This window comes from Candidatus Tisiphia endosymbiont of Mystacides longicornis, from assembly GCF_964031095.1.
Taxonomy (GTDB): domain Bacteria; phylum Pseudomonadota; class Alphaproteobacteria; order Rickettsiales; family Rickettsiaceae; genus Tisiphia.
This window is the reverse complement of sequence record NZ_OZ035004.1, coordinates 97,565-121,848: the sequence shown is the minus strand read 5'-3', so window position 1 is coordinate 121,848 and position 24,284 is coordinate 97,565. Positions and strand designations below refer to the sequence as shown.

At 31.5% G+C, this 24,284-nt stretch carries 29 protein-coding genes and 3 pseudogenes; 17 read left to right on the top strand and 15 right to left on the bottom strand.

From position 1 onward, the window contains the following. Positions 1 to 11: 11 nt before the first annotated feature. A pseudogene (locus ACQH6S_RS00715) lies at positions 12 to 458 on the bottom strand (IS982 family transposase); the annotation flags it as partial. Positions 459 to 762: 304 nt separating this feature from the next. Here ACQH6S_RS00715 and ACQH6S_RS00710 point away from each other — a divergent pair. Further along, positions 763 to 1,566, top strand: coding sequence for a hypothetical protein (locus tag ACQH6S_RS00710; RefSeq protein ID WP_425360536.1), 804 nt, complete (start codon positions 763 to 765; stop codon positions 1,564 to 1,566). A gap of 26 nt (positions 1,567 to 1,592) precedes the next feature. After that, a complete protein-coding gene (locus ACQH6S_RS00705) occupies positions 1,593 to 3,794 on the top strand; it encodes a hypothetical protein (RefSeq protein ID WP_425360535.1) in 2,202 nt (733 codons plus the stop codon). Positions 3,795 to 4,020: 226 nt separating this feature from the next. Here ACQH6S_RS00705 and ACQH6S_RS00700 read toward each other — a convergent pair. Beyond that, a pseudogene (locus ACQH6S_RS00700) lies at positions 4,021 to 4,524 on the bottom strand (transposase); the annotation flags it as partial. Between the two features lie 79 nt (positions 4,525 to 4,603). Between ACQH6S_RS00700 and ACQH6S_RS00695 the strand changes: the two are divergent. Continuing rightward, a complete protein-coding gene (locus ACQH6S_RS00695) occupies positions 4,604 to 5,029 on the top strand; it encodes a hypothetical protein (protein WP_341758053.1) in 426 nt (141 codons plus the stop codon). After that, entirely contained in the window at positions 5,017 to 5,370 is a 354-nt protein-coding gene (gene tnpB / locus ACQH6S_RS00690) for an IS66 family insertion sequence element accessory protein TnpB (RefSeq protein ID WP_341752109.1), read from the top strand. Before ACQH6S_RS00695 ends, tnpB (ACQH6S_RS00690) begins: the two co-directional genes overlap by 13 nt. Here tnpB (ACQH6S_RS00690) and ACQH6S_RS00685 read toward each other — a convergent pair. From ACQH6S_RS00685 to ACQH6S_RS00665, 5 genes and pseudogenes are all read right to left on the bottom strand, one after another. Next, positions 5,367 to 6,476: an IS66 family transposase gene (locus ACQH6S_RS00685; protein WP_425364395.1), complete on the bottom strand. Its 1,110-nt coding sequence runs from the start codon at positions 6,474 to 6,476 to the stop codon at positions 5,367 to 5,369. The genes tnpB (ACQH6S_RS00690) and ACQH6S_RS00685 overlap by 4 nt on opposite strands. 302 nt (positions 6,477 to 6,778) lie before the next feature. Then, positions 6,779 to 7,027, bottom strand: a complete 249-nt coding sequence (locus ACQH6S_RS00680; protein ID WP_341758049.1) for a hypothetical protein — start codon at positions 7,025 to 7,027, stop codon at positions 6,779 to 6,781. A gap of 237 nt (positions 7,028 to 7,264) precedes the next feature. Further along, positions 7,265 to 7,822 carry an IS630 family transposase gene (locus tag ACQH6S_RS00675; RefSeq protein WP_425360101.1) on the bottom strand — a complete coding sequence of 186 codons (558 nt, stop codon included), beginning with the start codon at positions 7,820 to 7,822 and terminating at the stop codon, positions 7,265 to 7,267. Beyond that, complete coding sequence (locus ACQH6S_RS00670; RefSeq protein WP_425360100.1) at positions 7,774 to 8,316, bottom strand: helix-turn-helix domain-containing protein; 543 nt, start codon at positions 8,314 to 8,316, stop codon at positions 7,774 to 7,776. Before ACQH6S_RS00670 ends, ACQH6S_RS00675 begins: the two co-directional genes overlap by 49 nt. Positions 8,317 to 8,389: 73 nt before the next feature. Further along, positions 8,390 to 8,953, bottom strand: a pseudogene (locus ACQH6S_RS00665) (transposase); the annotation flags it as partial. A gap of 170 nt (positions 8,954 to 9,123) precedes the next feature. Between ACQH6S_RS00665 and ACQH6S_RS00660 the strand changes: the two are divergent. Both ACQH6S_RS00660 and ACQH6S_RS00655 read left to right on the top strand, forming a co-directional pair. Continuing rightward, positions 9,124 to 9,372 (top strand): hypothetical protein, encoded by a 249-nt coding sequence (locus ACQH6S_RS00660; protein ID WP_341758049.1) that lies wholly within the window; start codon positions 9,124 to 9,126, stop codon positions 9,370 to 9,372. A gap of 302 nt (positions 9,373 to 9,674) precedes the next feature. After that, complete coding sequence (locus ACQH6S_RS00655; RefSeq protein WP_425364395.1) at positions 9,675 to 10,784, top strand: IS66 family transposase; 1,110 nt, start codon at positions 9,675 to 9,677, stop codon at positions 10,782 to 10,784. Here the strand turns inward: ACQH6S_RS00655 and tnpB (ACQH6S_RS00650) are convergent. From tnpB (ACQH6S_RS00650) to ACQH6S_RS00640, 3 genes are read right to left on the bottom strand one after another with little or no spacing between them, the layout of a single operon-like run. After that, the gene (gene tnpB / locus ACQH6S_RS00650; RefSeq protein WP_341752109.1) at positions 10,781 to 11,134 is read right to left on the bottom strand and encodes an IS66 family insertion sequence element accessory protein TnpB; all 354 of its coding nucleotides are present in this window, start codon (positions 11,132 to 11,134) and stop codon (positions 10,781 to 10,783) included. The genes ACQH6S_RS00655 and tnpB (ACQH6S_RS00650) overlap by 4 nt on opposite strands. Continuing rightward, entirely contained in the window at positions 11,122 to 11,547 is a 426-nt protein-coding gene (locus ACQH6S_RS00645; protein WP_341758053.1) for a hypothetical protein, read from the bottom strand. The genes tnpB (ACQH6S_RS00650) and ACQH6S_RS00645 overlap by 13 nt, the downstream gene beginning before the upstream one ends. Positions 11,548 to 11,601: 54 nt before the next feature. Then, positions 11,602 to 11,871, bottom strand: coding sequence for a hypothetical protein (locus ACQH6S_RS00640; protein WP_425364607.1), 270 nt, complete (start codon positions 11,869 to 11,871; stop codon positions 11,602 to 11,604). A 202-nt stretch (positions 11,872 to 12,073) separates the two neighbouring features. Here ACQH6S_RS00640 and ACQH6S_RS00635 point away from each other — a divergent pair, with 202 nt between their 5' ends. The 8 genes from ACQH6S_RS00635 (at position 12,074) to ACQH6S_RS00600 (ending at position 18,611) form a co-directional block, all read left to right on the top strand. Beyond that, complete coding sequence (locus tag ACQH6S_RS00635) at positions 12,074 to 12,199, top strand: hypothetical protein (RefSeq protein WP_425360533.1); 126 nt, start codon at positions 12,074 to 12,076, stop codon at positions 12,197 to 12,199. A 23-nt stretch (positions 12,200 to 12,222) separates the two neighbouring features. Next, complete coding sequence (locus ACQH6S_RS00630; RefSeq protein ID WP_425364727.1) at positions 12,223 to 12,309, top strand: hypothetical protein; 87 nt, start codon at positions 12,223 to 12,225, stop codon at positions 12,307 to 12,309. Continuing rightward, positions 12,309 to 12,587, top strand: coding sequence for a transposase (locus tag ACQH6S_RS00625; protein ID WP_425364726.1), 279 nt, complete (start codon positions 12,309 to 12,311; stop codon positions 12,585 to 12,587). Before ACQH6S_RS00630 ends, ACQH6S_RS00625 begins: the two co-directional genes overlap by 1 nt. Then, the gene (locus ACQH6S_RS00620) at positions 12,554 to 12,976 is read left to right on the top strand and encodes a hypothetical protein (RefSeq protein WP_425360531.1); all 423 of its coding nucleotides are present in this window, start codon (positions 12,554 to 12,556) and stop codon (positions 12,974 to 12,976) included. The genes ACQH6S_RS00625 and ACQH6S_RS00620 overlap by 34 nt, the downstream gene beginning before the upstream one ends. A gap of 273 nt (positions 12,977 to 13,249) precedes the next feature. After that, positions 13,250 to 13,906 carry an IS630 transposase-related protein gene (locus ACQH6S_RS00615; protein ID WP_425360529.1) on the top strand — a complete coding sequence of 219 codons (657 nt, stop codon included), beginning with the start codon at positions 13,250 to 13,252 and terminating at the stop codon, positions 13,904 to 13,906. A 48-nt stretch (positions 13,907 to 13,954) separates the two neighbouring features. Then, on the top strand, positions 13,955 to 14,221 hold the full coding sequence (locus tag ACQH6S_RS00610; RefSeq protein ID WP_425360921.1) for a transposase: 267 nt from the start codon (positions 13,955 to 13,957) through the stop codon (positions 14,219 to 14,221). Positions 14,222 to 14,335: 114 nt separating this feature from the next. Then, positions 14,336 to 16,153 carry an AAA family ATPase gene (locus ACQH6S_RS00605; protein WP_425360528.1) on the top strand — a complete coding sequence of 606 codons (1,818 nt, stop codon included), beginning with the start codon at positions 14,336 to 14,338 and terminating at the stop codon, positions 16,151 to 16,153. 631 nt (positions 16,154 to 16,784) lie between these two features. Continuing rightward, the gene (locus ACQH6S_RS00600) at positions 16,785 to 18,611 is read left to right on the top strand and encodes an AAA family ATPase (RefSeq protein WP_425360527.1); all 1,827 of its coding nucleotides are present in this window, start codon (positions 16,785 to 16,787) and stop codon (positions 18,609 to 18,611) included. A gap of 624 nt (positions 18,612 to 19,235) precedes the next feature. Here the strand turns inward: ACQH6S_RS00600 and ACQH6S_RS00595 are convergent. The 4 genes from ACQH6S_RS00595 to ACQH6S_RS00580 all read right to left on the bottom strand — a co-directional run bounded on the left by ACQH6S_RS00595 (position 19,236) and on the right by ACQH6S_RS00580 (position 21,158). Beyond that, positions 19,236 to 19,427 carry a hypothetical protein gene (locus ACQH6S_RS00595; RefSeq protein WP_425364606.1) on the bottom strand — a complete coding sequence of 64 codons (192 nt, stop codon included), beginning with the start codon at positions 19,425 to 19,427 and terminating at the stop codon, positions 19,236 to 19,238. 8 nt (positions 19,428 to 19,435) lie between these two features. After that, positions 19,436 to 19,684 carry a hypothetical protein gene (locus ACQH6S_RS00590; protein WP_425360525.1) on the bottom strand — a complete coding sequence of 83 codons (249 nt, stop codon included), beginning with the start codon at positions 19,682 to 19,684 and terminating at the stop codon, positions 19,436 to 19,438. A 422-nt stretch (positions 19,685 to 20,106) separates the two neighbouring features. Further along, positions 20,107 to 20,664: an IS630 family transposase gene (locus tag ACQH6S_RS00585; RefSeq protein ID WP_425360524.1), complete on the bottom strand. Its 558-nt coding sequence runs from the start codon at positions 20,662 to 20,664 to the stop codon at positions 20,107 to 20,109. Continuing rightward, positions 20,616 to 21,158: a helix-turn-helix domain-containing protein gene (locus tag ACQH6S_RS00580; RefSeq protein ID WP_425360100.1), complete on the bottom strand. Its 543-nt coding sequence runs from the start codon at positions 21,156 to 21,158 to the stop codon at positions 20,616 to 20,618. The genes ACQH6S_RS00585 and ACQH6S_RS00580 overlap by 49 nt, the downstream gene beginning before the upstream one ends. A gap of 173 nt (positions 21,159 to 21,331) precedes the next feature. On the opposite strand from ACQH6S_RS00580, the gene ACQH6S_RS00575 reads away from it, so the two are divergent. Beyond that, positions 21,332 to 21,619 (top strand): HD domain-containing protein, encoded by a 288-nt coding sequence (locus ACQH6S_RS00575; protein WP_425360523.1) that lies wholly within the window; start codon positions 21,332 to 21,334, stop codon positions 21,617 to 21,619. Positions 21,620 to 21,626: 7 nt separating this feature from the next. Then, positions 21,627 to 21,839: a hypothetical protein gene (locus ACQH6S_RS00570; RefSeq protein ID WP_425360522.1), complete on the top strand. Its 213-nt coding sequence runs from the start codon at positions 21,627 to 21,629 to the stop codon at positions 21,837 to 21,839. A 4-nt stretch (positions 21,840 to 21,843) separates the two neighbouring features. On the opposite strand, the gene ACQH6S_RS00565 is transcribed toward ACQH6S_RS00570, so the two are convergent. Next, the gene (locus ACQH6S_RS00565) at positions 21,844 to 23,163 is read right to left on the bottom strand and encodes an MFS transporter (RefSeq protein ID WP_425364605.1); all 1,320 of its coding nucleotides are present in this window, start codon (positions 23,161 to 23,163) and stop codon (positions 21,844 to 21,846) included. Positions 23,164 to 23,708: 545 nt separating this feature from the next. Here ACQH6S_RS00565 and ACQH6S_RS00560 point away from each other — a divergent pair. After that, positions 23,709 to 23,984, top strand: coding sequence for an RC1041 family protein (locus tag ACQH6S_RS00560; protein WP_341749116.1), 276 nt, complete (start codon positions 23,709 to 23,711; stop codon positions 23,982 to 23,984). Positions 23,985 to 24,284: the final 300 nt, after the last annotated feature.

Genomic DNA, 24,284 nt, shown 5'->3' with positions numbered 1-24,284 from the left:
ACTCTTTCGCGTCAGTTCGGGATAAGGATGTTGCAAACATGTAGATTAACATCAAGTTTTGTTGAAGGTTTATTTTTCTTTAATGAATATGCAACAAGAGTAGATAATATATGAACAAAGGCATTTATCGGAGACCTATGTCTAGTATGTTCAAGAGCCATTTTATTTTTTAGATAATCAAAAACTGTTTCAATTAAGTTACGCTTTCGAAGTAAGATTTTTTCTTTTAAATCCATTAATTTATTTTCCATATTTTTCTTAATTCCATGAATCATTTTCAAGCCTTTCTCATATAAATTTAAGAACAAATTTTGCTTGATATATCCTTTATCAGCCACCATAATTCCAGTTAATCCTTTTGTTAATTCTGGCACTGGAACCCTATCATCTACGTTACCTTTTGTCACTTTTAACACCATAAACTCCCCTTTATTGTTGATTATCAAATGTAATTTAAAACTACTCTTGTTGCTTACTCTATGAAACCTACCAAACCTGCTATATCAAAAAATTATCTAATCCAGAATTGAGGTTATTAAGTCGCATGTTAATAAAAATTATTTCAAAGTAAAGAATATATGTTATTGCAAACATATAAAAAAAATAGTAACTTTATATTTGAGGTTTATTGCATTGTTATAGTTTTTGTAGAAGTGAAACTTTTAAATATATCTTAGTTGTTATGACAAAAACAAGTGCTAAAATTTGTTCAGGTAAACCTCTGTAATATTAAATTAACATTCTTGAGTGATGGAGGAATATATGAAAAACCATAAAAAAGCTAAAGAGTTCTGTGAGAAAGGAATTTACATGGAAGAAGGAGCTAAAGCAAGATTAATTGATGAACTAAGGAATGAAATTACAAACGCAAGATCATTAAAAGAGGTTATGCAAAAACTTGGTGAAGAGTATGGAAATAAGGAATCAAAAATGGCAATTGGTATTTTAGAAACTATGTATGAACTCTTAGGATTAAAGGATTTCCAAGACCATATTTATGATTTAGAAAAATTTTGTCTAGAATGGATGCTCACTAACAGAAATGATTTATTTGATGAAGCTTTCAATAGTATGCATAAAACAGCAGAACAGAAGAATAACGAAGACCTATTAAAGCACTTGGCAACTTATAATGAATATATAAAAAATCATATCCAAGCTAAGGAATTATATGAAGAAATAGATCCATACAAAGAGTATTTGATTATGGTAACTGATAAAATCCATAAAGCACCTGGTAATTATACATTAAAAGGATTGATGGAAGATCTTGGTGCAAGATTTGCTCATAATGAGCCTGCAGAGGCAATTAGTATTTTAGAAGCTATATATGAAGCTTTAAGTATAGAAAAAGATTTTATTGAACAAAATCAATTAAACTTAAAAGATAAAAATAAATCTTTAGATGAGGACAATAAATTAAGTATAGATGCTTTATTTTCTGAAGCTTTTTATAGTATGCATGAAATTGCAGAACGTCATCATGATCAGAAATTGTTACAAAAGCTAGAGGAGTGTTATCCTACAGAGGAAATACCTGCTATTGGTGAAGTTTACAACATGTAAGTTTAATTTTATTTAGGAGGGTTAAGATGCCAAGAGTTATTAGTCAAATAGGAGATAGTACCGATGGAGAAGATTATGAACTTGATGAAAATAACCCAAGTTCTAAAAAACATAAAGTTATTGAAAAGATGAATGAATATAATTATAACTATCAATATAAATATAGAGATGTATCTAATAAACTTGTAGATGGTTATGTAAACATTAATGTATCTTGTATATTAAAAGAAATGGGAAATCAACTTTTACAGAGTGAGAAAGTTAGAACTGAGTACAGAGAAAATATTAAATCCAAGTTTATTTCCAAAAACAGGAAAAAATATGAAGATTTGGATAACAAACTTGGGCGTGGATGGGGTCTAATTGTTAAATATTATGATCCAACTAATAATACAGTATTATCAGAAGGTGCAAGTGATTATTTTAAAATGAATGAAGAACACATTAATAAGAACTGTAAGAATGATACTGGTTATAATAATTTGGTAAGAACTAATGCAGATAGTGCAATTAAAGGAAACTACTATTTGAAGAAAACAATGAATATTCAAAACTCGTTTAAAAACATATATAAGCTCCATAAGGAAATAAATATCCAAAAACAAAGGCAAAATACAGAACTATTTGTATTTGATACTAATACTTCTCATAATATAACAGATGCTAGCTCATTCTTAGCAAGAATAAAAGCTAGTAAAAAGTTAGATAAAGACTTAGGAAAAAATCATTTGTATGATTATAAACATGGTACAAAGAGGCTTATATCTAATTCTATTACTAAGAAAACTACACAACAAAATGAAACTTTAGAGGTTAGTAAAGGAGGGGCATTTATACACTTTAAGACAAATGAAGGTGCTTATGATACTATTGGGCAAGAGTTGAAAAGACTTATAGATGACCAGTTTATTTATAAAAGTAAACTGAAAGAATTTTTTCTATCATCTTTGAGAGGAAAAATATGTTTTGAAATTGTCAAGAACAAGACAACAGAAACTGATTTAATAGATCAGCTCAAAACAGATGTAGAGTTAATATTTGGAATAGAAGTAAAAAGAAATCCAGCTGTACTTCTAACCAATGCAATGTTTTTTGATTTAGTAGACAAAGGAATATATAAAATAGAGGAAATTGCCGACAAGATGCCAATGGCCATGAAAGGAGCTGTAGTTGCCTCTGTTATAATTGATAAAAGTATGGGTAAATCAATATATGATTATAGGGAAAAGCCAACAGGGTACAAAGAAGTAAAAGAATTAGTAGAAAAAGATGAGTCTATTTTACAAGATTGGTTAAAGTGGAAGTTAGCAATTAATAAAAAAATAGAACAAAAAGATGCTGGTAATAATTTCTCAAAGTTAGGTCTCAATGATGTTATAGAAAAGCTTAAAAATTTAAAGCTTGAAGATAAAAGTTTAGATTTTATTAAGACTGATAAGTGTAGTAATAAAGCAAAAATTAAGGATACAGAAATACCTTTTGAACTAGATACTTGTAAAGGTACATTTAGATTAGAATGGAATACAACTAATGTTAAATATAACGTTAAGGTATGTCAAATACAACAAATTTCAGCTAAAGTTTTTTATGATCTAATAAAAGATTGGTATGGAATAGAGTTATCCTGTTTAAATAAAGATGATTTTATATTACTTAAAGCAGCAGCGGAACCAAAAGATCCAGAGCTAGATCGTAGCTCTCAAGGTGACTTCAAGGTTTTGGCTGTAGATGAAGGAACGGCAGTATCTGAAATAGAGTTGTTAAAATATAAACAAAAATATAGCAAACTTAAAACTTCACTAGATAAAATGGACTCTAATAAAGTGATAACTGATAAACTCCCTAAAGTTACTGAAAAGATTAATAAAGCACTACAAGATTATGATTATTTGACATCAAAACAATTAATTGACTCCCTTGGAAAACTATTTGGGGCTACTAATAAGAATAAATCTCCTGACGAAATAATGAGTTGTTTAAAAGCTATACACTCAGGTTTAGAATCCTCAGAAGAAACTATACGTACTAAATTAAATCTAAAGGATCCCAATAAACATTTTGGTAAAGGTAAAGTATTAAGCATAGATGATTTATTTTATGAAATACTTGGTAGAATAAATGATGCAGCCACAGAGAATAACAGGGAAGATATACTGACTACTTTACAAGAGTATTCCTATGCTCCACAAGAACAAATGAACATTGTAGGTGATATAGGAATATTATAAAAGAAACAATGCTTTTATTCCAGAATATGTTCAATTAACAAATCTTCTTAGTTAACTAAAAGATAATTGAAGTATTACATGTATCGGCTAGCAATCATAAATGCAAATTTCAGCAATCGAGGAATATTTTTGGCTAAGATTAATTGCAACTATAAAATAAATTAGACTAACATTAAGTGAGAATATAATTTTCTTGGGGTCTATCAGAAAGATCATACGCATCAAGTTAAGCCATAATTGTTAATAATTTTAGTGTATTTAAGGAAGATAATCTAGTTTTACGATATTTATCTTTCAAAGAAAATTTCCCCCAATCTACAATTAATTTCTTAAGGAACTGCTTTAAATCATTAAGACGTCCAGTAATAGACAGGAATAATTCTCTTGCCCTTTTCTGTAGTTCAATAAATGCTTTGGTTAAACTAATTTCTCTATCATTTGCTAATTTTACACAATTCGATAATCCATGAAAAATAAGAACACTACATAATTTACCATATAATTCACACAAAACTCTTGCAGGTTTACTTCTCCCTTTAAGATTTTCAATTTTTACATGACTTTTATATAATTTAAATAATAATTCAATTTGCCATCTTGCTCGATAAATTATCATTATATGCTCAGCATTAACCATATCCTCTGATATATTAGTGATAAATATTGACCAATCTAGTAATCTCTGATTTCTTGAAGAAGATTTATATTTATGAGACTTAGCTAATAAATTGTATACTTGCAGCAAAACTGCATAACTTTATCTAATTTTTTTGTTAGTATGAATTTTTTATACATTTGGGTTTCATACTATGCAAATACCATCGATTACTATTGAGCAAGTAGCTCAGCAATTTAAAGCTTGGCGTCAAACTAAAACTAATAAGTTTGATCCTATACCAAACCATCTAAAGGAATTAGTTCACCAATTACTCCATCATTATTCTTACCAAGAGATAGCTAAACATCTTAATATTAATAAAGCAACAATTAGTTCAACTAAAAAAGCCCATGAACCTACCATCAAAACTTCTTCTGTCTCAACTTCAAATCAATCCCTACAACAAAATATTAATTTTCTCCCATTTCAACTAGTAAATTCTATAGATACCGATCCTGTAGCTGCTCCCAAGCAAAATCACTATACTTGTCACATTATTAAACCAAATGGTACCAAGCTTATTATCCAAACACTAGAGCCAAAAACTATAATTCAGACATTTTTATGCTGCAACTAACCCCGGCGTCAGTTATTTTTGTTGCCACTATTGCCATCGATTTTCGCAAGGGTATCGATGGCTTAATCGCTGTTTGTAGACAAAAACTTTCTTCTGACCCTCTTAATGGTTCCTTGTTTTTATTCTATAATAAAAACAGAACTGCCATTAAAATTTTGTCCTTTGACGGTCAAGGCTTTTGGCTATGCTCTAAACGCCTATCCAAAGGTAAATTTACGGCAAAACTTTTCCCATCTGATAATTCATCTTACCAAATTTGTTATAGAACCTTACACATTCTTATTCATAATGGCGATCCTAGTTCTGCCAAATTCTCTAATGATTGGCTTCCTGTCGTTTAAGCTGCTGTCTCGATTAATTCCGTATTATTCATATATCTTGCATAGGCAAAAGGCGTATAATCCTCAGGATGCTTCTTTGCTTTGCTACTATGCTCTTGTAGCCAATTTAAATATTTAAAGGCATTGATCTCGTTCTCACTACAAGTCTTTACTATACTATACAGACCACTATGTATCTCAGCACTATTGATTGTTTTAAAGAATAATGAATTCTTCCTTTGTAAAATAATGGTACGCAGTGATCTCTCAGCCCAATTATTATCAAGATTGCTAACTGGGATTTTTAAAAATTGGGTCAAACCTTCTTTATTATTTATCCAATATTTCATAGCTTGTCCAAGCCTACTATTAGGCTCAACTTTCTTGTCGTTAAATAATTCGTCTATTTTGTTATATATGTTTTCTATATATTTACTGCTATGTTCCTGATGATACCCAAGTTTCTCTTCAGGACTCATCTCTTTACATTGATGTTCATTGTGGTAAATCCCACGTGTTTGTTTGAGAAAATATCCGCATTCTTCAGGGTAATATAGTTCATTTTCTGTAAATTTTCTCTGACCATGTGACAAACAATTGATCATCACTATTATTGCCAGTAATTCTTTATCTGCTTCTGATAATACCGGGTTATTATTGTTACTTGCGTCAGTCATTAATTGGATAGAATCTGTTCTATTCTTACGATTCTTTAGTACGTTACCTATATTTTCTCCACCATGCCTATTACCGGTAAAATATAAAACTATTACCTCATTATTTGCAGTCTTAGCACATATTGTAGTAGTATAACAGCTGCGTCCTTTCTTATTTTGAGTACGTAATTTTTTATTGGCTATAGTAATTTCTAAAATCCTAGCTCTAGTATCATCAAGGTTCAGTGAACTACATTCGGCAGCCATTTCCAATAATACCCCGTAAATTTCAGCTCCACCACCTTCTTGCCAAACATCTAAATATTGTTGCCAGAGCGAGCTGTATGCTATAGGAACCCCGCTTAAACTCTGTAGCCTAGATAAACGGTAGAAAGGAGTACCATAGGTCTTTTGTAACACTATTGCACTTCTGCTACTATTTGTCCATTTGTTGATATTTTTATTGTTCATAACTGTATAATCGCAAGCATTACAGCGTAACGTTTTCTTTACATATCTGTTGACTGTAATTGGAGCATTACCTGTAAATTGTAGCAATTTTCTAGCTTCACTATTATATAGTTTGCCATTATAGCAGTGAGGACAGCTATCACCACTACAAAAATTCTCAGGAGTTAAATAGCTGGTATTCGCATCCTTATAATCATCAAACCCATATTTACCTTGCCAATTACTACGATCTATCTTTTTGGGCTTATCGCACTCTCCTTCATTACCACCATTCCCGTTATCAGATTCACCTGGCGGTTCTTTTAATGAATCTGAACTATCTTTTTTTTGTGATCTGCCTTAAAACCAATCAGCATTTCCTTAAGCTTATTTATACTGATATTTGATGATGCTAGCTTGTCTATTAGCTCGTTACAAAATTTCACAAGCTCTACTATCGTTTGCTGTTCATCTCCCGTTAATGAACTTTCCTTGACATGCTGTATTAGTTCTTCTCGTTCTTCAGCACTTAAGGTCGCTACTTTTGGTTTTTTCATTTGATTAATTATCATTATTATTAATATTTCAAATATTATAATATGACTGCTACTTTTTCAACTAGTTTTTTTATTAATCTGTTTTTTATTAATCGGTGATATTTGCATAGTAGAAATCCAAATTTATACAATAAATTCATACTAGCAAAGAAATTAGATAGTGTTACGCAGTTTTGCTGCAAGTATACAATAAATTAGCCTTCCTTCTTCTACCAATAGCCTGTTCATCAGTCATACCAAATCACTATCTAATTAACAAGATACTATCCAATTCCAAGCACATATAGATTTGACAATTGCAGGATTATTTTCATAATAATTACATGCTGTGATTAGTTGATTTTCTATAGCATTCATTGAATCAAAAGCTAGGTTATAAAAGAATTTTTCCCTCATATCATCCCATATATTTTCTTGTGGGTTTAATTGTGGGCTATATGGTGGCAAGTAAGCTAGTTTAATATTATTAGGTAATAATTCTTTATCGAGTTTATGTGCAGCAGCTCCATCGCATACTACTAAAAGAAAATTATCCTTATAACGCTTTGCCATTTCTTGTAGCATTAACATCATCCAATCTTGGTTCATTAAAGGCAAAATAAGGAAACAACTAGCACCGTCAAATGGACAAATTGCCCCATAAGTATAAGTATATTCACGAATAATTTGTTTCTTAAGTAAAGGCCTGATTCCAGCCGGAACCCAGCAACGCCTTAATGAATCTATACGACCAAAACGTGCCTCATCTTGGAAGAATATCTTTAATTCCTTGCCTTCAGTTGCTGCTGATACTCTTGCTTCTTTAACCATATCAGGCCACTTTTTTTAAAAGTTTCTACCGCATCCTTCTTTTGTTTAGGATGGTATGGTCTTGGTGCAATTTTACGCCACCCATGCCTATGAAGCAGCCTATAAGCTGTGTAACGTGCTATTTTACTACCAACCGTTTCCTCAAAAATCTTATGCACCTTGCTAATTTCTACTATCCCACCATTAACGGCATTCTGTTCTATCTTTTTAAGCATCTCACGTTCTTGCTCTTGAGTTAGATAACTTCTGTATCTCCCACCTTTCTTCCTGCTACATAGTGCCTTTAAGCCTTTTTTCCGACATTGACTATGGGTTCTGTGAACATGACTTTCTGATAATCCTGTAACTTTAGCAATCAATGATGTCGGCATTTTTTCACTCACTCTTAGATAGATTGATTGATAACGTCTAAATTCTTCTTTAGTCTTTGCTTCATTCATTAATTGTTTCACTTCTTCTACATTAACTTCTAATACCTTATACCCTCTAGACATCTTAATTAACACTATACTATCTTAAATAACACACTATAGCATCTATATTATTAAATAGATAGTGATTTGGTATCAATTTATGACATATAATCCGTAGCTTAACTTTTGCTTGTTTACCTAAAAGTACATCTTTTGATAAAAAGAATTTATTATCTAATAAGTTTAATAAATCAATTCTTTCCTTAGTGGTAGGGTCATATATATTAGTATCTGCTTTATAACGACTAATAAAATATGCACCAAGTTCGATAATTTGAATAAATGAAGCTGGGACAAAATAACCTAAATCAGATATTAATAAGTCCTTAGTAGATATGTTTGATAAATGTTCTCTATATCCTTGATCAGCCCTTATACCTTCTGTTATATCGACTCTATCTAACGATTGATTTAAATAATCAAATACTACCTGTAATTTAAGAGAAGCTTGCACTGTACTACTACGCCCCTTATAGCAAGCACCGCAACCTTTATACATATCTGCCATATTGGTAGGTAGAATAATATGGCTACTATCCAATAATTTAACGCTATTAAATTGCTGCAAAATGTTGCAATCAAGCGGCATAGTATTTCTAAATAATTTCAAGCATTGTTCATACATTGACTGCATAAATTTTACTGCTACCTCAGTGTATACTTGCAGCAAAACTGCGTAACACTATCTAATTTCTTTGCTAGTATGAATTTATTGTATAAATTTGGATTTCTACTATGCAAATATCACCGATTAATAAAAAACAGATTAATAAAAAAACTAGTTGAAAAAGTAGCAGTCATATTATAATATTTGAAATATTAATAATAATGATAATTAATCAAATGAAAAAACCAAAAGTAGCGACCTTAAGTGCTGAAGAACGAGAAGAACTAATACAGCATGTCAAGGAAAGTTCATTAACGGGAGATGAACAGCAAACGATAGTAGAGCTTGTGAAATTTTGTAACGAGCTAATAGACAAGCTAGCATCATCAAATATCAGTATAAATAAGCTTAAGGAAATGCTGATTGGTTTTAAGGCAGATCACAAAAAAAAGATAGTTCAGATTCATTAAAAGAACCGCCAGGTGAATCTGATAACGGGAATGGTGGTAATGAAGGAGAGTGCGATAAGCCCAAAAAGATAGATCGTAGTAATTGGCAAGGTAAATATGGGTTTGATGATTATAAGGATGCGAATACCAGCTATTTAACTCCTGAGAATTTTTGTAGTGGTGATAGCTGTCCTCACTGCTATAATGGCAAACTATATAATAGTGAAGCTAGAAAATTGCTACAATTTACAGGTAATGCTCCAATTACAGTCAACAGATATGTAAAGAAAACGTTACGCTGTAATGCTTGCGATTATACAGTTATGAACAATAAAAATATCAACAAATGGACAAATAGTAGCAGAAGTGCAATAGTGTTACAAAAGACCTATGGTACTCCTTTCTACCGTTTATCTAGGCTACAGAGTTTAAGCGGGGTTCCTATAGCATACAGCTCGCTCTGGCAACAATATTTAGATGTTTGGCAAGAAGGTGGTGGAGCTGAAATTTACGGGGTATTATTGGAAATGGCTGCCGAATGTAGTTCACTGAACCTTGATGATACTAGAGCTAGGATTTTAGAAATTACTATAGCCAATAAAAAATTACGTACTCAAAATAAGAAAGGACGCAGCTGTTATACTACTACAATATGTGCTAAGACTGCAAATAATGAGGTAATAGTTTTATATTTTACCGGTAATAGGCATGGTGGAGAAAATATAGGTAACGTACTAAAGAATCGTAAGAATAGAACAGATTCTATCCAATTAATGACTGACGCAAGTAACAATAATAACCCGGTATTATCAGAAGCAGATAAAGAATTACTGGCAATAATAGTGATGATCAATTGTTTGTCACATGGTCAGAGAAAATTTACAGAAAATGAACTATATTACCCTGAAGAATGCGGATATTTTCTCAAACAAACACGTGGGATTTACCACAATGAACATCAATGTAAAGAGATGAGTCCTGAAGAGAAACTTGGGTATCATCAGGAACATAGCAGTAAATATATAGAAAACATATATAACAAAATAGACGAATTATTTAACGACAAGAAAGTTGAGCCTAATAGTAGGCTTGGACAAGCTATGAAATATTGGATAAATAATAAAGAAGGTTTGACCCAATTTTTAAAAATCCCAGTTAGCAATCTTGATAATAATTGGGCTGAGAGATCACTGCGTACCATTATTTTACAAAGGAAGAATTCATTATTCTTTAAAACAATCAATAGTGCTGAGATACATAGTGGTCTGTATAGTATAGTAAAGACTTGTAGTGAGAACGAGATCAATGCCTTTAAATATTTAAATTGGCTACAAGAGCATAGTAGCAAAGCAAAGAAGCATCCTGAGGATTATACGCCTTTTGCCTATGCAAGATATATGAATAATACGGAATTAATCGAGACAGCAGCTTAAACGACAGGAAGCCAATCATTAGAGAATTTGGCAGAACTAGGATCGCCATTATGAATAAGAATGTGTAAGGTTCTATAACAAATTTGGTAAGATGAATTATCAGATGGGAAAAGTTTTGCCGTAAATTTACCTTTGGATAGGCGTTTAGAGCATAGCCAAAAGCCTTGACCGTCAAAGGACAAAATTTTAATGGCAGTTCTGTTTTTATTATAGAATAAAAACAAGGAACCATTAAGAGGGTCAGAAGAAAGTTTTTGTCTACAAACAGCGATTAAGCCATCGATACCCTTGCGAAAATCGATGGCAATAGTGGCAACAAAAATAACTGACGCCGGGGTTAGTTGCAGCATAAAAATGTCTGAATTATAGTTTTTGGCTCTAGTGTTTGGATAATAAGCTTGGTACCATTTGGTTTAATAATGTGACAAGTATAGTGATTTTGCTTGGGAGCAGCTACAGGATCGGTATCTATAGAATTTACTAGTTGAAATGGGAGAAAATTAATATTTTGTTGTAGGGATTGATTTGAAGTTGAGACAGAAGAAGTTTTGATGGTAGGTTCATGGGCTTTTTTAGTTGAACTAATTGTTGCTTTATTAATATTAAGATGTTTAGCTATCTCTTGGTAAGAATAATGATGGAGTAATTGGTGAACTAATTCCTTTAGATGGTTTGGTATAGGATCAAACTTATTAGTTTTAGTTTGACGCCAAGCTTTAAATTGCTGAGCTACTTGCTCAATAGTAATCGATGGTATTTGCATAGTATGAAACCCAAATGTATAAAAAATTCATACTAACAAAAAAATTAGATAAAGTTATGCAGTTTTGCTGCAAGTATACACCTCAGTAAACCTAAAGTCTAAGCCTTGAGCAGAAATATCTATAGTTTCTTCACTTAAAAAGTTACGCATCCCATCAAGACTACAATTACTATCGCTCATATTACCAAACACCATAGCTTTTAGAAAAGCTGAACCAGTTATTTTGCGTTGTCTCTTAATAAATCCTGTTGTAATGGATAAATTATTGGCTGTCTCTCCAAAAAACTCTTGGCATAGTTTTGCTAAGTTTACTATTTTCTCCATAGTACAAATTCTCACAATTTAATTGTTAACCTTGCAAAAATTTATACCATATATTAGCTTCTTTTTAATTCATAATTTACTACCGTAATACCAGTACAACCTACTTGCTTTTCTTAACTTGATGCGTATGGTCATAACGATTGTGTAAGTTGAAAAAAGTAGTAAAAATAAGAATAGTAAAAAATACTTACACGAGGTTAATATGAAGAAGAAAATAAAAACAACAAATCCATCTGTAGAAAAAGTAGTGTCAGAACTTTTGTCACAAAGCAATCCATCAGAAATTTTTGGCAAAGATGGTATATTCCAAGAGTTAAAAAACAACTAGTTAATAAGATTCTAGAAAAAGAGATGGAATCTTATATTGGATATGAGAAGCATTCCAAGGATGAGAAAGAATCTGAAAACAGACGTAATGGTAGTTATGAAAAGACTTAATAGATGAAGATGGTCGGAATATAACAGTAGATGTTCCAAGAGATAGAGAAGGAGAATTTGAACCCCTATTAATTCCTAAGGGAGTTCGACAATTTAGAGGGTTTGATGAGAAGGTAATATCTCTGTATGCAAGAGGTATGACCACAAGGGAGATACAAGGACATTTAGAGGAAATCTATTCTACCAAAGTATCTGCAGAGTTAATATCTAAAGTAACTGATGGAGTTTTGGAGGATATTATAAGTTGGCAGAATCGTCTATTAAAGAGGCTTTATTAAATAGCGATATTAAAAATCAAAATGAAAAAACATTAGAAGAATTAAAGTTTATAGCAGATACTCTTATTAAAAATTTATTGGAAGTACAAGAAGATAGTAGGCAATGGGAAGAATTTCTAACAATGTTAGTGCAGAGTTTTCCTGAAGAGCAATCTGTTGGATATTGCCGTACATTAGCTAGCTATTATTTGGTTGAACAAAAATTTGGTCTTGCCAAAATACATGCAGAACAAATTTTAAAATTTGATAAGGAAGATACAACAGCACAAGATATTGTAAATATGTTTGTCAAAAAAGAGGGAAGTATAGCAGTCAGTGCAGAATTAAATGAAAATAGTGTAGAAATGCTTGGAAACAAAAATGACTGTTTATTTGATATTGATAATTAACAATCTTTAGTAATTTTTGGAGAAAAAGTATGGGATTTGAAATATCACTTAAGTTCTATAATACATGGATGTTTTTTTGGATCAAGAAGTTTCCGTGGAATATCACATTATAATGGTAATACACATTTTAGGGATTATCAAAAGAGTAGTATCAAAGATAGAGTTGAATTTGACTGTGGTGTTTACGACTACCAAGAATCAAAAGATGATAATGGAGTATTTACAACGAGATATATAGCCAAGTCCTAATAAATAGGATATAATGATGTCATTATGACATATTCAATAGATTTTCGAAAGAAAGTATTTAAGATAAAAGAAAAAGAAGGATTAAGTTTTGCAGAAACATCAAAACGTTTTGGTATAGGGAAGACAACATTAGTTCGTTGGACAAACAGACTAGAACCTAGGACAACTCGTAATAAACCTGCCAGCAAAATAGATATGGAAGTATTAAAACAAGATATTAAAGAATATCCTGATGCTTACAACTATGAGAGGGCAAAGAGGTTGGGAGTAAGTAAGACTGGGATTTGGAATGCTCTTAAACGCTTAAATGTTACTTATAAAAAAACTATAAATCATCCCAAAGCCAAAGAAAAAGAGAGATTGATTTTTCAGAATAAAATTAGTGAGTATAGAAAAGATGGGAAACCTATTGTATATTTAGATGAAAGTGGTTTTGCTCATGATATGCCTCGTACTCATGGTTATGCTGTAAAAGGAGAAAGATGTTTTGGTCAGCAAGATTGGGGGGCTAAAGGACGGACTAATGCTATAGGTGCATTACTAGGAAATACACTAGACCTCTTCGGAAACTCGCTTATGCTGAGGAATTTGAAGGAGACGCGGAACGCAGAACCGCAGCGTACTCTAATGTACGTGAGGATTCGAGTACCGCATCGACGTACAAATTACCAGCAGAAGTAGAGTTTCCGAAGAGGTCTACTATTAACAGTTAGTCTTTTTGAACATAATATTGACACTCAAACTTTTTCGAGTTGGTTAAAAAAAGATTTAATGCCAAAATTACCTGATGGTAGTGTGATAGTTTTAGATAATGCTAGTTTTCATAAGAACAAAGATATGCAGGATGATGTAATAAAAGCTGGCTATATCCTTGAATATTTACCAGCATATAGTCCTGATTTAAATCTAATTGAGCATAAATGGGCTCAAGCAAAATCTATTCGTAGAAAATACCACTGTAATATAGATCAGCTCTTTAAAGACTTTTGTCTATAACCGTTTTATATAGAATTAGCTATATTATAATTTTATAGCAAAAATTTTACTAATTAGCTATTAGTGGAGAATAAAAAAGGAGTATAATGATAGATATTAGAAAAGTAAGATTATATGACAGAAGAACAAACCAGTAATAATATTAATTACCAACCAACTATGTTTGTTGGTACCGATGACTTCAAGACATTATTACTAAATAGCGATGTATTTGTTGATAAGAGTCTAATGATCAAAGAATTATTAGAAGATAGTGGAGCAGTCACCCTAATCACCCGTCCAAGACGGTGGGGGAAGAGCTTAAATATGGATATGGTTAGGAGATTTCTGGAAATAGAAGTGAATGCACAAGGTAAGACTTTCCCGCAAGAACAAAGGGTGAATTATAAGTTGTTTAGCGGAGGAGAAGTGGATTTAGGATTTGATGAGACTAAAAAACTAAAGCCATTAAAAATTTCTAGTGTAGTAAAAGCTATGAAACGTCAAGGTCAATTCCCAGTTATTCTCATAAGTTTTAAGGGCGTTAGGGGAAGTAGTTATGAGGAAATTGAAAGTAAAATCAGCTATCAAGTAATAAAGTTATTTAGTAATTATCGTTATTTGGAAACTTATTTAACAGATAAGGAAAATTTATTAAATGATGCTCAAAAGAAACAATTAACTAGATATTTTACTGGAAAGTTTAACAAAGTAGAGCTTGAAAATAGTTTAAAATTTTTAAGCGATTTACTTTATAAACATTTTAATCAAAAAGTTTACATACTAATTGACGAGTATGATACGCCAATTAATAGTGCATATATGAAATTTGGCAATAATATAGAAGAGTTTGAGGAAGTACTATCTCTATTCCGTGCAATATTTGGCAATAGTCTTAAGGGCAATGATTCGTTACAAAAAGGCATCATTACCGGTATATTACGAATTGCTAAGGCTAATTTACTTTCAGATTTGAATAATTTAACTGAGTGTAGTCTATTAGATGAGAATTTTACAGACATCTATGGCTTTACTCAAGCAGAAGTTGATGAATTATTAAGCATCGTACCAACTAAAACTAATCGAGAAGAAATTAAAAATTGGTATAATGGGTATAATTTTGGTGGAGAAATCATTTATAATCCTTGGTCAATTATGAGATGTTTAGCTCAGAAGGGCAAGCTTGATCACTATTGGATTGATAGTGGTGGAACTGATTGGATTGATCATATACTGCTCTCAGATGAGATGCAGCAAGATATCCAGGCTTTAGCTGCAGGTAAAACTATTACTTCTTCTATTACTAAACATATAAGTTTTGCTGATATCAACCAACCAGAAGGGCTATTTAGCTTACTGTTATTTAGTGGTTATCTAAATCCTGCGACCAAGATACCAGAAAGAGACATTTATGATCTATCTGTTCCTAATTATGAAGTAAAATATATTTATGAAAAGAGAATGCTGCAATGGGTTACTAAACAAATAGAAATTGATAATTCGGGCTATTATTCTTTCGTTACTTTATTACCAGATGGTAAAATAGAGGAGTTTAAAGAGCGTTTGCAAGAATTATTGCAAAATTCTACTAGTTTTCATCAAACAGGAGCAAAGAAAGCAGAACTGTTTTATAGTGGCTTTATGCTCGGCTTTATTAACATGCTAGGACCTAATTATATAATATCGAGCGAACAAGAATCAGGTGATGGGCGACCAGATATTGTAATGATCCCAAAAATTGGCAAAGGTGATAAAGCGATGATTATCGAGTATAAAATCGCTAAATCCTCAGAAGACTTAGGCTCTATAGCTAAATCTGGTCTGCAACAAATTATTGACAGGAGATATGACGCTAAAATAAAAGAACATCAACATATTAAAAATATCATCAAAATTTCTATGGCATTTTCTGGAAAAAATATGGAGTTAGAATATGAAATAACGAAGCTCTAATAATAGAGCGTAAGCGTTTGAATTACGAGTAATTTAGTGTCTGACTGGGTTCGGAAATTGTTCACTACGCCCCGCCAAGACTTATCACCCTTCCAGGGTTTTCTAATTTTATAAAGCAATCCATATGCTCCCTATATGCTCCTTACGAATTGGAAAATAAGGAGTATATTTGCCTTCAACCCCTCTTTAGTACTGGTGTTCAGCTGGAGGGATTATGCAACAAATAGTCAACTCTTCCTCCACCCCTACGATATTGGTGCTAATAATACTGACAATAATACTATTGTCTATAATTTTGTGCCACCTGAGTGGTTTGATCTTAGAACTAGTTGTGGTGTTATTTTAGTATATTTTTAATCGAAAAACAATGTAAATTTTGTAGGAATACGCATTATTCTAGCGAAATAATGTGCGACTAATTTCGAAAAATCTGCATAGTTTTGTAGAAAAAATAGGCTCAAAATAAACCAATAAAAATTTTGTAGATCGCAGCCTAATATATTGTCACTATGTTTCAGTTTATTTTTTATAAAAAAAACAAAAAATTATAAAAATTTTGCTAATTACCTCTTAGTGGATAATAAAATAAGGAGTATAATGATATTATAGTTAGAAGGAAACAATAAAAACAATGATAGAAGAAAAAAATAAAAATAATGTTAATGATCAGCTAAGTATATTTGTTGGTACCGATGACTTCAAGACATTATTATTAAATAGTGATATATTTGTTGATAAAAGTTTGATGATCAAAGAATTACTGAAAAGTAGTGGTGCAGTTACCCTAATCACCCGTCCAAGACGGTGGGGGAAGAGCTTGAATATGGATATGGTTCGTAAATTTCTGGAAATAGAAGTAAATGCACAAGGTCAGCCTCTGCCACAAGAACAAAGGGTGAATTATAAGCTGTTTGTTGGTGGAGAGGTGGATTTGGGGCTAGCAAGTGGTAGAAAAAAGTTGTTTAAACCACTTAAAATATCTGAGTATCCAGATATTCTTTTAGACTATCAAGGTCAATTTCCAGTTATTCTAATAACTTTCAAGAATATTAAAGGTAGTAGTTATCAGGAAATTGAAAATAAAATCCGATATAAACTAACTGAATTATTTAGGACTTATCATTACTTAAAGCAATATCTAGAAAAAGATCATAATACCCTAGATGATGGTGAAAAAAATCAATTAACTAGATATTTTACTGGAGAATTTAATAAAGTAGAGCTTGAGAATAGTTTAAAATTTCTAAGCGATTTACTTTATAAACATTTTAATCAAAAAGTTTACATACTAATTGACGAGTATGATACGCCAATTAATAGTGCCTATATGAAATTTGGCAATAATCTAGAAGAGTTTGAGGAAGTATTAGCTCTATTTCGTGAAATATTCGGCAATAGCCTCAAAGGTAATGATTCATTACAAAAAGGTGTCATTACCGGCATATTGCGTATTGCTAAGGCTAATTTGCTTTCAGATTTGAATAATTTAACTGAATGTAGTCTATTAGACAAAAAATTTGCTCGCAGTTATGGGTTTACTCAAGTAGAAGTTGATGAATTATTAACCAAAGTTCCACTTGAAACTGATCCAGAAGAAATTAAAAATTGGTATAATGGTTATAATTTTGGCGGAGAAATCATTTATAATCCATGGTCAATTATGCAATGTTTATCAAGACAAGGTGAGCTTGATCATTACTGGATTGACAGTGGAGGAACTCAGCTGGTTGATAAAGCATTACTGTCTGATGAGATGCAAGAAGACTTACGGAATTTAGTTACTAGTAAAACTATTACTTTACCCATCATGAAACAAATAAGTTTTGCTGACATCAATAAACCAGTTGGGTTATTTAGCTTACTGCTATTTAGTGGTTATTTAAACCCTACTGCTAAAAACCCAGAAAAAAACATTTATGAATTATCGGTACCTAATGAGGAAATAAAATATATCTATGAAGCACGAATGCTCAGATGGTTAGCTGATCAATTAGAAACTGACGATTCTAGATATTATTCTCTTATCAATTTATTACCATCTGGAAAAATAGAAGAGTTTGCATCTAGGTTGCAAGAATTATTGCAAAATGCTACAAGTTTTCATCAGGTAGGAGAGAAGAAGGCTGAACTATTTTATAGTGGTTTTATACTTGGTTTGATTAATACTTTAACCACAGATTATGTCATAGACAGTGAGCGAGAATCATGCGATGGTCGCCCAGATTTGGTAATGATCCCGAAAGTGGGTAAAAGTGATAAAGCGATGGTTATTGAGTATAAAATCGCTAAATCCTCAGAATATCTGGCTGATATATCCAAACTTGGCTTACAACAAATTATTAATAGAAAATATGATAGTAAAATAAAAGAGTACTCACATGTAAAACAAATATTAAAAATTTCCATGGCATTTTGTGGAAAAAATATGGAGTTGCAATATGAGGTAACGAAGCTCTAATAATAGAGTGTCATGACTTGGATAATAAGCAATTTAGTGTCTGACTGGGTTCGGAAATTGTTCACTACGCCCCGCCATTCGGCACAATTTGCTACTTTTTGCAATTCTGTGAATGGAAAATCCAGAACGTAATGCAGTTTACAGCCCTCGAGTGTTAGGTTCGAAAACATAAAATTTAATAATTCCCTTTTTTCAACAATTGTCGAACCTTTAAAAGTTTCATAGGCTTCAGAAGCTAGAGTTATCAAGGTTGAGACGGTATCAGTAAATTTGTCATCTGCTTCATCATAAATGAGTCTGTCATAACGATTGTGTAAGTTAAAAAAAGTAGTAAAAATAAGGTAATAGAAACCAGCAAGTTATTTGAAATTATTACTATGTTCTTTGTCACCTAATTTTATGGGTTTAACTATAATATTTCAGGATTTTTTATTTGTAAGGTTTTTAATACTTCTTTAATTTGCTTTAGTATTTCATCTTCCCTGCCCTCAATAGCTTTTCTAGGCTCTTCTGGACTCCAAGCTCTTAAAATTTCATTCCTGATTAATTTTTTATTGCAAAAGATACCGTAATGTTCTAACGTTTGTTATTCCAACTGTTATTCTAACCAGCTTCTTAATAAAGTCAATCTTTAGTTGTCGGTTCTTTTTCTTCATCTATTCTAAGTCGAATCTCGATAAATCTTTGGCAAAACCTTATAAAATTTCTTGCTAACTTTCTTGATTCTTCTTCACTTATCTCTTGATCATGTGAACTACGAATGGTTGATGCTAAATTATTAAATATTTCTTCTGCTGTTCTTTTACCTTTACTCATATTTTTTCTCATGTTTTTATCACTTTATATTTTAATTGTTCTAATAGTTTTTTTTCCAAGACGTCTGTACTAATTCCATAAAAATCATTAGGAGTAACAACTCCATGAGTTGCTAAAAAAATTCTTTCCATCACTTTGGGTCTTGGGATACTGTCTTCGTAGAGATATTTGTAAATGTTAGCTGATGAGACTTGAAATAATTTATCAACCTTACCGGTTTGTAAATTATTTACTTTCATCCAAATTGATAGTTTCATAATAACCTTTAAATAAAAATTAATTGTAATGTAAATAGATATATAGGAACGATTTTTAGCCTGATGTCTAGTATTTAATGTTATTTATAAAACTATTAACTTGTGTGAAATAATCACTTTTAGTAACCTAAGATTGTAATTGTTATTTACTAACACATCAAAATTCTAGTTGTAACAATATCACGATCTTATTGAGAAAACAAAAGACGGGGTTGTAACTTAAATAGAATAAAGTATAAAAATTACTATTTTTTTAAACCAATATATAATAAACTGTTGCAAGAATTTTTATTTTTAGTTAATATTTACTTTATTATTAAAGTAATGTAGTGGTATTTAAATGGAAGATATTAATGATTGGCAAATAAAATACGAAAATTGTAAATATGCGGATAGGTTACTAATACCAAATCACTATCTAATTAACAAGATACTATCCAATTCCAAGCACATATAGATTTGACAATTGCAGGATTATTTTCATAATAATTACATGCTGTGATTAGTTGATTTTCTATAGCATTCATTGAATCAAAAGCTAGGTTATAAAAGAATTTTTCCCTCATATCATCCCATATATTTTCTTGTGGGTTTAATTGTGGGCTATATGGTGGCAAGTAAGCTAGTTTAATATTATTAGGTAATAATTCTTTATCGAGTTTATGTGCAGCAGCTCCATCGCATACTACTAAAAGAAAATTATCCTTATAACGCTTTGCCATTTCTTGTAGCATTAACATCATCCAATCTTGGTTCATTAAAGGCAAAATAAGGAAACAACTAGCACCGTCAAATGGACAAACTGCCCCATAAGTATAAGTATATTCACGAATAATTTGTTTCTTAAGTAAAGGCCTGATTCCAGCCGGAACCCAGCAACGCCTTAATGAATCTATACGACCAAAACGTGCCTCATCTTGGAAGAATATCTTTAATTCCTTGCCTTCAGTTGCTGCTGATACTCTTGCTTCTTTAACCATATCAGGCCACTTTTTTTAAAAGTTTCTACCGCATCCTTCTTTTGTTTAGGATGGTATGGTCTTGGTGCAATTTTACGCCACCCATGCCTATGAAGCAGCCTATAAGCTGTGTAACGTGCTATTTTACTACCAACCGTTTCCTCAAAAATCTTATGCACCTTGCTAATTTCTACTATCCCACCATTAACGGCATTCTGTTCTATCTTTTTAAGCATCTCACGTTCTTGCTCTTGAGTTAGATAACTTCTGTATCTCCCACCTTTCTTCCTGCTACATAGTGCCTTTAAGCCTTTTTTTCGACATTGACTATGGGTTCTGTGAACATGACTTTCTGATAATCCTGTAACTTTAGCAATCAATGATGTCGGCATTTTTTCACTCACTCTTAGATAGATTGATTGATAACGTCTAAATTCTTCTTTAGTCTTTGCTTCATTCATTAATTGTTTCACTTCTTCTACATTAACTTCTAATACCTTATACCCTCTAGACATCTTAATTAACACTATACTATCTTAAATAACACACTATAGCATCTATATTATTAAATAGATAGTGATTTGGTATAAGTAAATTATTTGAGCTAAACCAGCAAGTAACTATACCTGTAAATATTAATGAGATTACAAAAGCTATCTATTACGCCAAAAAGTATCATGGTAGCCAAATGCGACAATCCGGCGATCCATATTATTCTCATCCAATAGAGGGGGCGTATATGGTTGCTGAATATACCGCATTAGAAATGCCAAAATATTACAGAACTGATATGATCATTACCAGTTTACTACATGATACTATTGAAGATACAGCTTTTACCGAAGAGATGATTGGTAGAGCTTTTGGTGAGCAAGTTGCTAGTCAAGTGATGGATATCACAAGAATAAAAGAGGATGGGCATAAGATTAGTTCAGCAAAAATATTAGAAATTTTGTATAAACAAAAAAAAATGTGATATATTGGTGATTAAGGTATTTGATAGACTTCATAATACACAAACCATAGGAGCAAAATCTCCTGAAAAGATTAAGAATATAGTTGGTGAAACAGCACAGAGTTTTTTAGCGATATGCACTTATCTTGGCTATATAAAATTGGAGAATTATTTGTATAAATTATTCTATAACTCTATATGTAGAGAACATAATACCAACGAACTAGAAATTACTTATTAAATTATTAAACATTGCGTAACTTCTCCAACATTGCAAAATGACGCAGACCAAATCCATATGCCACAAGGAAAGGCACAAATAATATTACTATGCCCCAATTACCAAAATGCTCTATTAAATAAACTAATCCAAAAGAAGTAACAATAAACATTATCGCCCGTACTACAGCAAATGAGATACTGACACATCTAAAACGTTTAAATACAGGAAACTGCTTATAAAATATTGGAGTTGCTGGAAATACTCTTGGTCCAAATATCACTATAAAGAACTGCAATAATAATAAATAAAAAGGAGATGGGATATTAGTCAATAAATATGGTAAGAATATAATAGTACTAGAAAAAATCACTAATCGTGTCTTTGAAATTTTTAGTGGAGATATCTTATAACTTAAATAATTATATGCAATACCAATAAGTAAACATGCTGTTGCAATAATCAAGTTATGAGCAATAATTTGCTGAGAATTATAATTTAGGGTAGTTCTAAGTATAGCACTACAATGCACATATAGCAAATAAAAACAAATTGGTCCAGTAGACTCAATTGATAAATAAGCTAATATAGTTTTTATATTAACTTTTTCATTTAACATTTCTTGATTAGTAATATCTTTTTTTTCTAGACCAAAAGTTTTAAGTTTATTTATCAGCCTTCTGGTTGCATCAGCAAATTCTGGAGTTTCTCTAAGACGCGTCCTTGCAATAGCTCCCACTATGGCAATCACTGCACCAAATAAAAAAGCATATCGCCAGCTAAAGCTATATGCAGTAACAAGCGTTGCAACACCTAAAGCAAATACTGCTCCTAGATCAGCAAATATTGAAATACAACCAACAACAGGATATTGCAGTGGTGGTTTGGTCATTTCCGTTAAATATAATTCAGCCCCTACTACTTCTCCTAAGGATGACATACCTTGGACTATCCGACAAATAGTGATTAATACCGAAGCGGTAATCCCAATTTGGGCATAAGTAGGCAAAATAAACATCATCAAACAAGAACATGCCATCATGAAAGTTGTAATAACTACCGTAGATTTACGACCTACTTTATCGCCTATCCAACCAAATAGCAAAGCCCCAATTGGTCGAAAAACAAAAGTAGCACAGAAAGCAAAAGCCGACAGCAGAGTTGCAGTGTGCGGATCAGTCTTTGGAAAAAACAACTCATTCAACAATACTGCCATATGGACATATAGCATTAAGTCAAAATATTCAAGGAATGTGCCAATTGACAAACAGTCCAACAGCTTCTTTTTGTTCTCTGGTAAGGCTAGTCTGGCGATCAGGGATAATCCTGGTATTTTCTTGAACAATTTCACTCATAATTGACATGGTTTTGTTGTTGACCTCTGATAGCTCATAATTTCTCCAGTGATTAATTTCTGTATTCTGTGTTAATATTATTTAGTATATAACATTTTATCGCTGCACTAAGTGATATAAGAAAAATAATTTTTACCCATAATTTGTCATTTCCGCCTACTTATTATCATACCTGCGTAAGCGGGAATCTGGATACCTGCATACGTAGATATGACACAAAACAGGATTGCTTCGCTCTAACTTCTTGCCTCCTAGCATAACACCGATTATTTTTTGCAACTTTTAAACTGCCATGATGGACTCTAAAACCGCTTCTTTCTGTAACTTTCAACAGTTGTGGTGTTTTTTCTCACGAATATTTTTTATAAGTTTAAATTTTGTTAGTAATAGTTACAATTTTAATTAAATATAACCTACATTAAATAGTCAACTAATTTTTTATTAAAAAAATAATGAATTCAATTTAAATTAATATATAATTTTTTATAGTTTAATCGCTAAGCCGTTGTAAATAATATTTAATAAAAGGTATAAAATGCTAGAAAACAACTCAGATCAAGATAATTCAGTTCAAGAAGATATATGGCGTAATGAATTAGGGGAAACATATGAGGAGCAAGAGGATCGTTTAGATCGTGAAGAATCTATTAGAAAACGCAATGCGATTATATTTGTTTTTATTCCGATGTTAATAGGGTTTTTAATATTTACTCATTTTTTTCTTAATTACATAGAAGAAAAGAACAAACTGGCGAGACAACAACAATCAACTATCATTAATAGTAGTCAAGATACAAAGAAAGAAAATTAGGAGAGAAGTACAGTTATAATAAATTATATAAATGGTATTATTAGCCCAGATATTGCATGATAAATTATTACAAGGGGTTCAGAGGTGAATATTGGCACCTTTATACAATATCTGGGTTAGATTTTATAATTTATACAAAGTTGGCAAGATTAGTAAGAAATTAGCTATTGAAAAAAAATATATAACTAACAATCAGGGGCAAATTTATAGTGTCTGTAAGATCAAATCTTGACTTCTACAAAATTTCTAGTTGTAACAATATCACGATCGTAACATGGCATTAAAGTTTTATAGCAACTT

Coding starts and splice junctions, on each gene's coding strand:
- ACQH6S_RS00675 (WP_425360101.1), bottom strand. CDS start 7,822: ATGGTTAAAGAAGCAAGAGTATCAGCAGCAACTGAAGGCAAGGAATTA.
- ACQH6S_RS00585 (WP_425360524.1), bottom strand. CDS start 20,664: ATGGTTAAAGAAGCAAGAGTATCAGCAGCAACTGAAGGCAAGGAATTA.
- ACQH6S_RS00680 (WP_341758049.1), bottom strand. CDS start 7,027: ATGATAATTAATCAAATGAAAAAACCAAAAGTAGCGACCTTAAGTGCT.
- ACQH6S_RS00575 (WP_425360523.1), top strand. CDS start 21,332: ATGCGACAATCCGGCGATCCATATTATTCTCATCCAATAGAGGGGGCG.
- ACQH6S_RS00710 (WP_425360536.1), top strand. CDS start 763: ATGAAAAACCATAAAAAAGCTAAAGAGTTCTGTGAGAAAGGAATTTAC.
- ACQH6S_RS00600 (WP_425360527.1), top strand. CDS start 16,785: ATGATAGAAGAAAAAAATAAAAATAATGTTAATGATCAGCTAAGTATA.
- ACQH6S_RS00705 (WP_425360535.1), top strand. CDS start 1,593: ATGCCAAGAGTTATTAGTCAAATAGGAGATAGTACCGATGGAGAAGAT.
- ACQH6S_RS00655 (WP_425364395.1), top strand. CDS start 9,675: ATGAACAATAAAAATATCAACAAATGGACAAATAGTAGCAGAAGTGCA.
- ACQH6S_RS00635 (WP_425360533.1), top strand. CDS start 12,074: ATGAAGAAGAAAATAAAAACAACAAATCCATCTGTAGAAAAAGTAGTG.
- ACQH6S_RS00595 (WP_425364606.1), bottom strand. CDS start 19,427: ATGAGTAAAGGTAAAAGAACAGCAGAAGAAATATTTAATAATTTAGCA.
- tnpB (WP_341752109.1), top strand. CDS start 5,017: ATGCTGCAACTAACCCCGGCGTCAGTTATTTTTGTTGCCACTATTGCC.
- ACQH6S_RS00640 (WP_425364607.1), bottom strand. CDS start 11,871: ATGGAGAAAATAGTAAACTTAGCAAAACTATGCCAAGAGTTTTTTGGA.
- ACQH6S_RS00615 (WP_425360529.1), top strand. CDS start 13,250: ATGACATATTCAATAGATTTTCGAAAGAAAGTATTTAAGATAAAAGAA.
- ACQH6S_RS00645 (WP_341758053.1), bottom strand. CDS start 11,547: ATGCAAATACCATCGATTACTATTGAGCAAGTAGCTCAGCAATTTAAA.
- ACQH6S_RS00660 (WP_341758049.1), top strand. CDS start 9,124: ATGATAATTAATCAAATGAAAAAACCAAAAGTAGCGACCTTAAGTGCT.
- ACQH6S_RS00590 (WP_425360525.1), bottom strand. CDS start 19,684: ATGAAACTATCAATTTGGATGAAAGTAAATAATTTACAAACCGGTAAG.
- tnpB (WP_341752109.1), bottom strand. CDS start 11,134: ATGCTGCAACTAACCCCGGCGTCAGTTATTTTTGTTGCCACTATTGCC.
- ACQH6S_RS00560 (WP_341749116.1), top strand. CDS start 23,709: ATGCTAGAAAACAACTCAGATCAAGATAATTCAGTTCAAGAAGATATA.
- ACQH6S_RS00685 (WP_425364395.1), bottom strand. CDS start 6,476: ATGAACAATAAAAATATCAACAAATGGACAAATAGTAGCAGAAGTGCA.
- ACQH6S_RS00695 (WP_341758053.1), top strand. CDS start 4,604: ATGCAAATACCATCGATTACTATTGAGCAAGTAGCTCAGCAATTTAAA.
- ACQH6S_RS00630 (WP_425364727.1), top strand. CDS start 12,223: ATGGAATCTTATATTGGATATGAGAAGCATTCCAAGGATGAGAAAGAA.
- ACQH6S_RS00580 (WP_425360100.1), bottom strand. CDS start 21,158: ATGTCTAGAGGGTATAAGGTATTAGAAGTTAATGTAGAAGAAGTGAAA.
- ACQH6S_RS00670 (WP_425360100.1), bottom strand. CDS start 8,316: ATGTCTAGAGGGTATAAGGTATTAGAAGTTAATGTAGAAGAAGTGAAA.
- ACQH6S_RS00605 (WP_425360528.1), top strand. CDS start 14,336: ATGACAGAAGAACAAACCAGTAATAATATTAATTACCAACCAACTATG.